Source organism: Parabacteroides sp. AF48-14 (genome assembly GCF_003477465.1).
GTDB lineage: Bacteria > Bacteroidota > Bacteroidia > Bacteroidales > Tannerellaceae > Parabacteroides > Parabacteroides acidifaciens.
The window spans coordinates 1-11,446 of sequence record NZ_QUDI01000073.1 but is presented as its reverse complement, the minus strand read 5'-3'; the positions used below and the strand labels follow the sequence as shown (position 1 = coordinate 11,446).

8 protein-coding genes and 3 pseudogenes are annotated in these 11,446 nt (G+C 53.9%); 7 read left to right on the top strand and 4 right to left on the bottom strand.

Features of this window, described 5'->3' with window-relative positions; genetic code table 11:
• Window positions 1-183 precede the first annotated feature (183 nt).
• On the top strand, window positions 184-1,152 hold the full coding sequence (locus DW083_RS21355; protein WP_118032933.1) for a hypothetical protein: 969 nt from the start codon (window positions 184-186) through the stop codon (window positions 1,150-1,152).
• A 458-nt stretch (window positions 1,153-1,610) separates the two neighbouring features.
• Here DW083_RS21355 and DW083_RS21345 read toward each other — a convergent pair whose 3' ends face one another.
• The 4 genes and pseudogenes from DW083_RS21345 to mobA all read right to left on the bottom strand — a co-directional run bounded on the left by DW083_RS21345 (window position 1,611) and on the right by mobA (window position 6,086).
• Window positions 1,611-2,006, bottom strand: a complete 396-nt coding sequence (locus DW083_RS21345) for a hypothetical protein (protein WP_118032932.1) — start codon at window positions 2,004-2,006, stop codon at window positions 1,611-1,613.
• Window positions 2,007-2,121: 115 nt separating this feature from the next.
• On the bottom strand, window positions 2,122-4,128 hold the full coding sequence (gene mobC, locus DW083_RS21340) for a conjugal transfer protein MobC (RefSeq protein WP_118032931.1): 2,007 nt from the start codon (window positions 4,126-4,128) through the stop codon (window positions 2,122-2,124).
• Window positions 4,129-4,387: 259 nt separating this feature from the next.
• Window positions 4,388-5,661 (bottom strand): annotated as a pseudogene (mobB, locus tag DW083_RS21335) (conjugal transfer protein MobB).
• A complete protein-coding gene (mobA, locus tag DW083_RS21330) occupies window positions 5,658-6,086 on the bottom strand; it encodes a conjugal transfer protein MobA (RefSeq protein WP_004327358.1) in 429 nt (142 codons plus the stop codon). The pseudogene mobB and the gene mobA overlap by 4 nt, the downstream one beginning before the upstream one ends.
• A 755-nt stretch (window positions 6,087-6,841) precedes the next feature.
• On the opposite strand from mobA, the gene DW083_RS21315 reads away from it, so the two are divergent.
• From DW083_RS21315 to DW083_RS21290, 6 genes and pseudogenes are all read left to right on the top strand, one after another.
• Window positions 6,842-7,621, top strand: coding sequence for a ParA family protein (locus DW083_RS21315; protein ID WP_009017669.1), 780 nt, complete (start codon window positions 6,842-6,844; stop codon window positions 7,619-7,621).
• Window positions 7,602-8,006 carry a DUF3408 domain-containing protein gene (locus DW083_RS21310; protein ID WP_032561156.1) on the top strand — a complete coding sequence of 135 codons (405 nt, stop codon included), beginning with the start codon at window positions 7,602-7,604 and terminating at the stop codon, window positions 8,004-8,006. Before DW083_RS21315 ends, DW083_RS21310 begins: the two co-directional genes overlap by 20 nt.
• Before the next feature lie 19 nt (window positions 8,007-8,025).
• Window positions 8,026-8,613 carry a DUF4122 family protein gene (locus DW083_RS21305; protein ID WP_118327700.1) on the top strand — a complete coding sequence of 196 codons (588 nt, stop codon included), beginning with the start codon at window positions 8,026-8,028 and terminating at the stop codon, window positions 8,611-8,613.
• A gap of 18 nt (window positions 8,614-8,631) precedes the next feature.
• Window positions 8,632-8,931 (top strand): DUF4134 domain-containing protein, encoded by a 300-nt coding sequence (locus tag DW083_RS21300; protein ID WP_004327362.1) that lies wholly within the window; start codon window positions 8,632-8,634, stop codon window positions 8,929-8,931.
• Window positions 8,932-8,942: 11 nt separating this feature from the next.
• Window positions 8,943-9,265, top strand: a pseudogene (locus tag DW083_RS21295) (DUF4133 domain-containing protein).
• Window positions 9,262-11,352: pseudogene (locus DW083_RS21290) on the top strand (TraG family conjugative transposon ATPase); the annotation flags it as partial. The pseudogenes DW083_RS21295 and DW083_RS21290, both read left to right, overlap by 4 nt.
• Window positions 11,353-11,446: the final 94 nt, after the last annotated feature.

Below are 11,446 nucleotides of genomic sequence, written 5' to 3'. Positions count from 1 at the left end.
AGATAAATTCAAGAATAATATTTCCAAGAATGGTTCTATAAGAATTGGTAATATAGAACTATTTTTCGAGAAACACAAAGTTGATAGCTTATATTATTTCCCAAAACAAAACATTGGTAACAATCAACTTAACAGCTAAATTTTGTTAGCTGAAACACATTATGTATCTTAATAAAATTCAATATGATATATATTCGTAAACAAACTTCACAGGAAATTGCAAATATAACCATAGTACAAGGAGAATCAATACAATTGTTTGGTACACAGGGCTATACTGTGAGTCAATTGCAATCCATTAATAAATTGCTTGGAATGAATGATTGTATGATATGTATTGATTGTGATTTAGGAATAAGTCAAGAAGATGAAGATTTGATATACAATCTCAATATTATTGAATTTTTGAGTAATGTACGGCATTTACTTGTCTCCAACTTTCCGCATAAAGCAGAATTGGATTCTATTGATTTTGTTCAATATACTCCATTACTGCAAAGTCTTTCAATTTTAGGTCTGATTAAAAGAAGCATATCATTGCAGAGCCTGCAAGAGTTAAAGTTCTTAGATACTCTTAATTTTGGAGACTATTTGGAAATTACTAAAAAACAACTTTCTGTCATTAACAGTTTGACAAATCTTAAAGAATTGGAGGTCAAAAAAATGGACGCATCGAGTCTGAATCCTAACTTCAATATGAAAAAGTTATCCATATTCTCCAAACTGACAAACGGGGAGTGTTTGCCTGACAAATTTCCGAATTTGGAATATCTGTATCTGAAAAGGCAGACGAAATGCTCGGATTTTTCGTGGATATCTAAATTGGTTAATCTGAAAAGACTTTATCTGCACTGGACTTTCAGTCTTGAGACCTTGCCAGACTTGTCAAAACTGAGCAACTTGGAATTGTTGGAGTTGGCAGGCTGCCCGAATCTGCGCTATGGTATAGACAGTGTCAGATATCTTCCGAAATTGCAGCGTTTTGTCGCAACGGAACTAACATGTCTAACAACCGAAGAGTTGGAAAAAACATTATTTCATCTGAAAACCTTGAAATCTGTATATATTTATTTCAGAAATAATAATGCAGAGAATAAAGCAATGGAAAAGTTAATGAAAAAATATAATTGGGTAAGTCATCCCAACTTATAAAGATACATAACAAGCGGCTTACCCTCCCCTGAAAAGGTCGGTTAGCCACCGGACATTACTAACAAGGGAAAAATAATATGTGTCAATACAAATCAATATGTAATCCTATAATAGAGCTTACAACACTTTTACAGAGTTGTGGTTTCACAATAGAAAAACAAGAACTTAAAGATTGGCATTTCAATGAGTTTGAGATTGTGATGAAAGGAAAGAAATTACAACTTCCAATGATAGATATAGAAGGTATAGAACAACATAGCGACAATATCTATTGTTGCAAATGTCATTGGTCTGTTGTAAAACTGATAATGAATTGACACAATAAAATGTTAGCAGCAAACAGCACTACTGCTTAAAGCGGAACGATGATGATGTTTCGGCTTCTGCCGTGAAATGGAAATTAGCCGATATGTAAGTAATCCCAGAGATAGAACCGATGCTTATTCTCCTGCCGTTTATCATGCCCAATGTATAAATCCGAGGTGAAACATCAGTGCGACATTCACCACAGTCAGAGCGATAGCGATAAGGACTATTTTGGCGAGCTTCCTGCCGGGATGTTTCATCTTTCCGTAATATTCACGGAGTGCTTCACGCTGCCCGGCTGTGTAGCGGAGCTGGCAGAACAAGTCGGGAAGAAAGCAGAGCATCATCACTACGGCAAAAGCAACAATCCAACTGAAATAGCGAAACATCAACGGTATTCCAAGCGGTACGAGTATGGCAAAGAGCCAGCAAAAGAACAACAGCATACGCCCGTTAAGGTTGGTATGCTCCCTTTCGTGCCATATCTCGGCTACATACCACATATAGTCGATGAAGCAGATCCGGTATTTGCGATTGTCCTTATCCATATCATTACAAAAATAATGTATTTTGCCCACTTAACCATTACTTCATGCCGAAAAACACCATACCCGATAAAAAGGACCTCGCCGGCTTGTTCTTGCCGACGGGGTATTTTTATCCTCACTTGTCCTTAATCAGATGCGACAGCTCCGGGTCTGCCTTGATGCGCCCGATCTCGTCGGCGACAATCTGCCTGACCTCGTTCTTGATGCGGTAGTAGTTGGCGTCGATCTGCTGCTGCATGGTGTCGTTGCCGTCCTTGTCGGTGAAGTCGATGATCTGCGGTATCTTCACGTAGCGGGCGGTCTCCCGTCTGACCTTCTCGTTATCCACGACAATCTCGGCATGGAAAATCTTCTGCTCGATGCGCTCGTCGAAGTTGTCGGCTACCGCCCCGACGAACATGCCCTGCGTGAGGTTAGAAATCTTGCTCGCCGGAATGAGGCTGTCCATCTGGGTGTTGATGGAGACGGAGGTCTCGTTCCGGTTGATGGTCATGTTCTGCCGTTTCTGCAAGACCTTGCCGAAACGCTCGGACAGTGTCTTGGCGGTTTCGGCAACTACCTGACCTGCAAATACATTGCCGACGGTATTACAGATTACAGCGGACTCTTTGTCTCCGTAATCACGCTTCAACTGGCTGAAATCCTGAAAGCCGAGCATGACGGCTACCTTGTTGCTTCGGGCGGTGGCAATCAGGTTATCCAGCCCACGCATATAGATGGTGGGCAGCTCGTCGATAATCACGGCGGATTTGAGCCGTTTCTTCTTGTTGATGAGCTTCACGATACGGGAGTTGTACAGTCCCAACGCCGCCCCGTAGATGCCCTGCCTGTCGGGATTGTTACCGACTACCAGCACTTTCGGCTCTTCGGGATTGTTGATGTCGAGGGTGAAATCGTCCGCCGTCATCACCCAATAGAGAGCCGGGGAAATCATGCGGGAAAGCGGTATCTTGGCACTGGCAATCTGCCCCTGCAACTGCTCCACCGCCGAGGATTCCCATGCGTCCATAAAGGGAGAAAGGTAGTTCTCCAGCTCCGGGTACGAGGTCAGGATAGGGAAAATGTCGGCGTACTTGCGGTTCAGGAACTCGATGGCATGGGGAAAGGTGCAATACTTGCCGTTCTTGTAGATTTTGAGATACCATATAATACTGGCTAACAAAATGATAGGCGATTCCACGAAGAAGTCGCCCTGCTTGGAAATCCACGTGCGGTTCAAATTTAACATAATCGTGTAGGCACTCTCGTAGGCATCGGATATGTCGGTCATGAAGTCGGGGTGGATGGGGTTACAGCGGTGGCTCTCCCTCGGATTGTCGAAGTTTATCACGTAGAACTTGGGCTTGACCTTGTAGCCGTCCAAGTGGGCGAGCAGGTGGTTGTAGGCTATCTCGGAGAGGTCGGGGTACTTGAAATCATACAGGAAGAGCGAATAGCCCTTCTCGATGGTCTGTTTTATGTACTGGTTGATAATTGCATAGGACTTGCCCGAACCGGGCGTGCCCAAGACCATCGTCGCACGGAAGGGATTGACAAGGTTGATCCATCCGTCATACGCCCTGCCCCTGAACCAGAAGCGGGTGCGGAGGTTGACGGAATACTCGTTCTCCTTCAGCTCGGTCTCCTGCATGAAGGATTCGTTCTCGACATTGAACACGTCTTCGAGCAGGTCGGTCTTCAGCAGGCGGGACATCCACAGCCCCGCCATGAGCAGGCAGATATACCCGGCGGTAAGGGTGGCGATATACAGCACGGTGCCCGCCGGAAGCGGCAGAGGAAGGGCAAGCAGCCACCCGTTGCCGAAAAAGAGCAGCAAGCCGGACACGCCGCAAAGGATGATCCTGCGCCACGTGATTTTCTGCTCCTTCACGCCCTTTGTGCCGAGGCAGCTAAGGGCAAGGAACAGCACGGAGAAGAGCTTCGTCCAGAGGATATTGGAGAACAGCCCGGCGGTACGCTGGAAGCCGAGCAATATCCTATCGACCACACCGATGTCGATGCCCCACTCCCGGACGGACTGGTAACAGAACCAGTAAATATTTACCACTACAAATAAAATGCTTATCGCACGCATGAACTCCATGACTTTGGCGAGTCCACGCAAATCGTCTTCGTTTTGCATAATTCGTTGAAAATTAATGATAAAACTTCGTTTTATTATGTATATGTACTTTTTCTTTTTGTCTTGACACAAAAAGAAAAAGATACCAAAAAGAAAAAGTCAAGACTGCATTTTCTCGCTACTCCACTTCGCAATTTTCGGGGACAAAAAGAACTCGCTACGCTCAAACAGCTTTTTGTCCTTATCCGAAAATCGCTGCGTTCCGCTTTACGCTGCGAAAATGAGGTCGGTATGCCATGCGGATGGGCATTGGGCATTGTTACTGTTGCCTTCCATATTTGCGTTTTTTCTTCCTTTTTCGGGGCGGTACGGGCTGGTCGCCGGACGCTCCGCCGGGTACGGGGGCAAAGAGGTTGAAGGCGGCCGCCACGTTCTGGGTGGTGCCGTCCTTGTGGTCGGGACGGTAGCCCGTGTGCTGCTCCTGCCATTCGGTGATGTGGGAATGTTCCGGCTGGTGCTGTTGTGATGCCAGTCCGGTGGTATCCTGCCCGGCGAAAAGGTCGTTGAACACGCCTGCGGAGAACTCCTTGCCCAGACGGGAGCCGTTGAAGACGGCTTTGGCGGCATGGTCGATGAGGTCGCCCCATAGATGCGCCCGGCATCGTTGGTGCGGAATACCACGCCTATTCCCTGCCGCATGAGTTCCCGCTCGAACTGCGCCCGGTCATGCCCTGCGGTCTGCATGGCGGCTGCAACCTTTCCGGCGGTGGCGGCGGCGACCTCCCTGTGGGTCTTTTCCCATGCGGCAGCGTTATGCATCCGCCTTTCGAGGGCTGCGACGCCCGCCTCCTTGCCGAACACGGAGGACTTGAAGGGCTTGCCGACCTTGTTGCCCTCCCTGTCGGTTGCCGAATAGGTCAAGCCGTGATACTCCCGCCCGCCGTATTCCCCCTTCACCTCGTCCACCGTGATGCCGTAAAGGGAAAGGACGGCACGGTATTCGCCCAATGTACGGAAACGCCACTCCCGGGCAATCGGGCGGATGACTCCCGCCAACTGCCCCTTGAGGTTGCCGTCCCCGTAACCGACGGGCGACAAGGGCAGCCCCTCCTTCCACTGCTTGGGCGTAGCCGGGACAAGACCGAACTGCCGTTCCAGCTCCCGGCATACCTTCATCGAACGCCCGTGCTCGTAGCTGTCGGAAATCGCCCGTCCGGTTTCGTCCACCCGGACGGAGACGATGTGCAGGTGCTCCCGCCCGATGTCGTTGTGGCGATAGACGATATAGGGCTGGTCGCCGAAGCCCATGCGCCGCATATACTCCTCCGCCAAGCTGACAAACTGCTCTTCGCTCAAGCAATCCTTCGGGTCGGGATTGAGGGAGATGTGCAGGACGGGCTTCTCGGTCTTGCGGTTGGCGGTCAGGTAGTCGCCGAACGAGCGGGAAAGATGCCCTATCGTGTAAGGATTATCGCCCTGCGGCTCGATAATCCGGCTGGTGAAAAGCACGTCGGCGTGCCGCTCGTCCACCTTCAACTGGTTGTAGGCAAGCACCCCGTACAGGCTGCTGCCATGCGAGATCTTGGCTATCATCGGACGGGGTATTTGCTTTGGAACTCCTCCACCAGTGCGGAAATCCGCTTGCTTAACTCGACCAGTTCGAGGGTGTGCCGCTCCAGCTTGTAGAGGAAAGCGAGGGCTTTCTTCTCCGAGAAATTGGATTTGAGCGCACGCACGCATTGGTTGTAGTTCGTGCCTATGGCACGGAACTGCGAGTGGAAAGTGGTCAGGCGCATGTAGAAATCCTGCGTCCCCTTATCCAGTTTAATGACCTTAATCTCCCTGCCAAAAAGTGCGGAAACGATAAACTCCGCCTTGGTCGCCTTGCCCGACTCGTCGAAAAGCGCGAGGAAACGGGCGTTGTCCCCGTCGTCCAGACGGAACACGTAGCGGTGGCGCATCTTGTCGGGCTTGGGCTTTCGCCCGTGGTTGCCCGCATACTTCTTCTGGTTGTCCATCATCCTGTAAAATTTTAAGTGAAACATGGTCTGAAAACGCCGTATGCCTACGGCTCTCCCCCGTGAGCAGCCCCCGACTCCGGAGGGGGATGCCACATCGAGGGGGCAAGGTGGTGGTGAGGCACGAAATTCATTTCGAGTGCCGCAGCACACAACTTGCCATTTTCGTTTGAAAATAAAATCCGTCCTGCCGGACAGATTGGGGATGCCCTTGCCTGCTGCGGAGTGCCGGGGCACTCCCTCGGGCGGTTGCCGCTCTTCTCCATTCTTACTCCATTTTGGTTTCCGCCTGCAAAGTAACAGCCCTTTTCCCGTCCGGACACCATGCCCGGATGCGACAAACCTACGGGTGGAAAGACAATGCACGACACACTGATAATCAAACGGATAAACTACCGGTATTTTGATATTCCTTTGCGCCGTGGAAGCGGTGAAACGACTGTCCGGATAGACAAGGAAACAACCGGATAGCCGACCGGACGGACAGCCGAACGGCTGATTGTCTTGCCGGACAAACGGACGGACAACCGGATAACCAGCCGGATGATCGGCTAAACAGCCAAACGGCTAAATGACTAAACGGCTAAACGGTCAAACGGCTGAACAGCCGGACAAGCGGACAGCCGGATGCCGGGCTGAATGTATGACCGGATGTCTGAACGAATGAACGGCAGAGTAGCTGAAAGGCTGACCGATTGAGTGAACAGAGAAGCGGCTGCACGGGCAGCCGGATGAATAACCAACAGAATGACGATATGGACAGACAGACATTGAACGTGGCTTTCGCCACACAGAAAGGCGGCAGCGGCAAGACGGCTATCACGGTGCTGGTGGCGGGCTACCTGCACTACCGCTTGGGGTGTCCGTTAGCGGTGATCGACTGCGACTTCCCGCAGTACAGCCTGTACGAGATGCGGGAACGGGACAGCCGGGCGGTACTGGAGAACGAATACCTGAAACGGGCGGCTTACGAACAGATGCGGCAGCCGGGGCGTGCCGCCTATCCGGTGCGCAAGTGCCGGGTGGAGCAAGCCCCCGACACGGCAAGGGAGCTGGCGGCGGAAGGCTGCTACGACCTGCTCTTCTTCGACCTGCCGGGCACGGTGAACTCGGCGGGCATCCTGCGCACGATCGCACAGATGGACTACATCTTCGCCCCGGTGAGTGCGGACAAGGCGGTGCTGGAAAGCACGCTCTCCTTCCTCGACGTGCTGCAACGGATGATGCTGGGCAAGGAGACGAGCCGTCTGAAGGGGCTTTACCTTTTCTGGAACCAAGTCGACAAGCGGGAAACGAGCGGGCTGTACGAGAAGTACGGGCAGGTGGTCGCCGACATGGGGCTGCCGATGCTGCAAACCCGCATCCCCGACACGAAACGCTTCCGCAAGGAGGCGGACGGCACGGGACGGACGGTGTTCCGCTCCACGCTGCTGGCTCCCGACAGGCGGATGCTGGCAGGCAGCGGCATTCCCGAACTGACCCGTGAGATAGCGACCATCCTCAAACTGGAAGGCTATGAAGAAACAGCGGAATGAGAAGCCCATCGACGAGGAGCTGCTGATGCGGATGATGGCGGGCGAGGCGGCAGGGACGGGAGAGCCGGGAACCGGAAAGGGGGAAACCTCCGTGCCGGTGGAGAAGGCGCAGGAAGGGAAGGCGGCGGAGACAAGACGGCGCAAGGGAAGGCAGGCGGACTACGAGACGACCTTCCTCAAGGGCATGGACATCCCCGCCCGCTACGGCAAGCCGGTCTATGTGAGGCGTGAGTACCACGAGCGCATCGCCAAAATCTCGGTGATGCTGACGGGCGGCAAGGTGTCGCTCTCGGCATACATCGACAACGTGCTGGCGCAGCACTTCGAGCAATACCGGGAGGAGATCGAGGCGGCATACGCCGGGAAACTGGAGAACCTCTTTTAAAAAGGAAGGAGGAAACGGCATGATACTGAAATTATCGCTCACCGTCCTGCTGCTCTATTACCTCGGCGTGCTGTGGAAATACTACCGGCAGGACATCGCCGGGATGTTCGGTACAGCGGAGACGGACGAAGACACGGACGAACCGGATCAGGAGCCGGGGCAACCGGGCGAGCCGTACACGGTCATGGGAGAAAGCACCTACCTGCCCTTCGCAGCGGAGGACGGGGAGGAAGCGGCAGCCGGAGCCGTGGACGAACCCGCAGCGGAGGACGACGGGGCGGACTACTCCGACATCGAGCCGGAGGAGGACGAGGAGGAGACGGACTATGAACCCACGCCGGAGGAGATCCGGGAACTGGAGGAGGACGAGGAATTAGGGGCTTATTACCCGGACGGCAACCCCGACTTCGCCACGGGGTACTCCTTCGATGACCTGAAAAAGGTGCGCCGGGTACTGGTGTCGGACGATGCGGGCGAAAAGGCGGAGCGGGAAGCCCGTGAGGTGCTGCCGTCCGTGATGGGGTCGGACATCTGGGAGGCGATGCTGGACGAGTTCGAGGGCGCACGTGAGCGTGTCGCCCGGCTGATGGACAACCATAATGTTTAATTAAAATTTTAAAGACAAATGAAACAGAAAAGAATCTTTTTTACGGCGGCCTGCATACTGGCTGCCGTGGGCGCAATGGCGCAGGGAAACGGGCAGGCGGGCATCACCGAAGCCACGCAGATGGTCACCTCGTATTTTGAGCCGGGGACGAAACTGATTTACGCCATCGGTGCGGTGGTCGGCTTGATCGGCGGGGTGAAAGTGTACGGGAAGTTCAGCGCCGGCGATCCGGACGTGAGCAAAGTCGCCGCAAGCTGGTTCGGAGCCTGCATCTTCCTGATCGTGGCGGCTACCATCCTCCGTTCGTTCTTCCTGTAAAACAGCGGACTATGGACTTGGAAATCAACAAGGGGATCGGCAGGAACGTGGAGTTCAAGGGGCTGGAAAGCCAGTACCTCTTCATCTTCTGCGGCGGTCTGCTCGCCGTGTTCGTGGTGTTCGTCATCCTGTATATGGCGGGCGTGAACCAGTGGGTGTGCATCGGCTTCGGCGTGGCTGCGGCTACGCTGCTGGTATGGCTGACCTTCCGGCTGAACGCCCGGTACGGCACGCACGGCTGATGAAGGCAGCCGCCCGCAGGCGGCATCCGAGGTACGTGGTGAACCGGCTGAAAATCCCCCGATTATTCACCTTTAAACACTGGCAAGAATGAGAAACGTAATGAAAGCGGCGACGCTCGAAAGCAAGTTCCCGCTGCTGGCGGTGGAGAACGGCTGCATCGTGAGCAAGGAGGCGGACGTGACGGTCGCCTTCAGGGTGGAACTGCCGGAACTGTTCTCCGTCACGGGAAGCGAGTACGAGGCGGTCCACTCGGCTTGGCACAAGGCGGTGAAGGTGCTGCCGGAGTATTCCATCGTGCACAAGCAGGACTTCTTCATCGAGGAGAAGTACCGGCCGGAAACGGACAGGGACGACCTTAGCTTCCTGAGCCGGAGCTTTGAGAGGCACTTCAACGAACGCCCGTTCCTGAACCACTTCTGCTACCTGTTCCTTACCAAGACGACGAAGGCACGGAGCCGTCAGGAAAGCACGTTCTCCACCCTCTGCAAGGGCAGGCTTGTCCCCAAGGAGATCGAGGACCGGGAGACGGTTACGAGGTTCATCGAAGCGGTCGGTCAGTTCGAGAAGATCATGAACGACAGCGGGCTGGTGACGCTGCGCCGCCTCACGACGGACGAGATCACCGGCACGGAACGGTCGGCGGGCATCGTGGAGAAGTACCTCTCGCTCTCGCAGCACGACACGACGGTACTGAAGGACATCCAGTTGAACCCGGAGGAGATGCGCATCGGCGACGACATCCTCTGCCTGCACACCCTCTCTGACACGGAAGACCTGCCGGGCAAGGTGGCGACGGACAGCCGCTACGAGCGGCTCTCGACCGACCGCTCGGACTGCCGCCTGTCGTTCGCCGCCCCGGTGGGCTTGCTGCTGGACTGCAACCACTGCTACAACCAGTACATCTTCATCGACGACCACGGGGAGAACCTGAAACGCTTCGAGCAGACCGCCCGGAACATGCACTCGCTCTCCCGCTACTCCCGCTCCAACCAGATCAACAAGGCATGGATCGAGGAATACCTGAACGAGGCGCACTCGAAAGGGCTGACCTCGGTGCGCTGCCACTGCAACGTGATGGCGTGGAGCGACGACCGGGAGGAGCTTAGGCGCATCAAGAACGAGGTGGGCAGCCAGCTCGCCCTGATGGAGTGCAAGCCGAGGCACAACACGGTGGACGTGCCGACGCTCTTTTGGGCGGCGATACCGGGCAACGAGGGGGACTTCCCCTTCGAGGAGAGCTTCTACACGTTCATCCCGCAAGCCCTGTGCTTCTTCACCGAGGAGACGAACTACAAGGACTCGCTCTCGCCCTTCGGCATCAAGATGGCGGACAGGATGACGGGCAGACCGCTGCATCTGGACATCAGCGACCTGCCGATGAAGAAAGGGGTGATCTCGAACCGCAACAAGTTCGTCCTCGGTCCGAGCGGGAGCGGCAAGTCGTTCTTCATGAACCACCTCGTGCGCCAGTATTACGAGCAAAACAGCCACATCGTGCTGATCGACACGGGCAACTCGTACCAAGGGCTGTGCGAGCTGATCCACCGCAAGACCAAGGGCGAGGACGGGATTTATTACACGTACACGGAGGAGAAGCCCATCAGCTTCAACCCCTTCTTCACGGACGACTACAAGTTCAGCGTGGAGAAGAAGGACAGCATCAAGACGCTGCTGCTGGCACTGTGGAAGGGCGAGGACGAGAAAATCACGAAGACGGAGAGCGGCGAGCTGGGCAGTGCGGTGTCGGCGTACATCCGCCGGATACAACAGAACCGGGACATCGCCCCCTCGTTCGACACCTTCTACGAGTACATGCTGAACGATTACCGGAAGGAGCTGGCTGCAAGGGACATCAAGGTGAGCCGGGAGGATTTCAACATCGACAACTTCCTGACCACGCTGCGGCAGTATTACAAGGGCGGGCGCTACGACTTCCTGCTGAACTCGAACGAGAACATCGACCTGCTGCACAAGCGGTTCATCGTCTTCGAGATCGACGCCGTGAAGGACAACGCCGAGCTGTTCCCCGTGGTTACGATCATCATCATGGAAGCCTTCATCAACAAGCTGCGCCGCCTGAAAGGGGTGCGGAAGATGCTGATCTGCGAGGAGGCTTGGAAAGCCCTTTCCTCGCCGAGTATGAGTGAGTATTTGAAATATATGTGTGCGCCCGTAAAGGTTGCATCGTAAACATCTCTTTGGCAAGAGATTAGGAAAGTGTTCTTTGAAAAATAACCTATCATCAGCCGACTTATCTGTTTTCGGGAAAACT

Excerpts from the sequence above, each read along its gene's own strand:
- DW083_RS21355 (WP_118032933.1), top strand. The coding sequence starts at position 184 with ATGATATATATTCGTAAACAAACTTCACAGGAAATTGCAAATATAACC.
- DW083_RS21345 (WP_118032932.1), bottom strand. The coding sequence starts at position 2,006 with ATGGATAAGGACAATCGCAAATACCGGATCTGCTTCATCGACTATATG.
- mobC (WP_118032931.1), bottom strand. The coding sequence starts at position 4,128 with ATGCAAAACGAAGACGATTTGCGTGGACTCGCCAAAGTCATGGAGTTC.
- mobA (WP_004327358.1), bottom strand. The coding sequence starts at position 6,086 with ATGGACAACCAGAAGAAGTATGCGGGCAACCACGGGCGAAAGCCCAAG.
- DW083_RS21315 (WP_009017669.1), top strand. The coding sequence starts at position 6,842 with ATGGACAGACAGACATTGAACGTGGCTTTCGCCACACAGAAAGGCGGC.
- DW083_RS21310 (WP_032561156.1), top strand. The coding sequence starts at position 7,602 with ATGAAGAAACAGCGGAATGAGAAGCCCATCGACGAGGAGCTGCTGATG.
- DW083_RS21305 (WP_118327700.1), top strand. The coding sequence starts at position 8,026 with ATGATACTGAAATTATCGCTCACCGTCCTGCTGCTCTATTACCTCGGC.
- DW083_RS21300 (WP_004327362.1), top strand. The coding sequence starts at position 8,632 with ATGAAACAGAAAAGAATCTTTTTTACGGCGGCCTGCATACTGGCTGCC.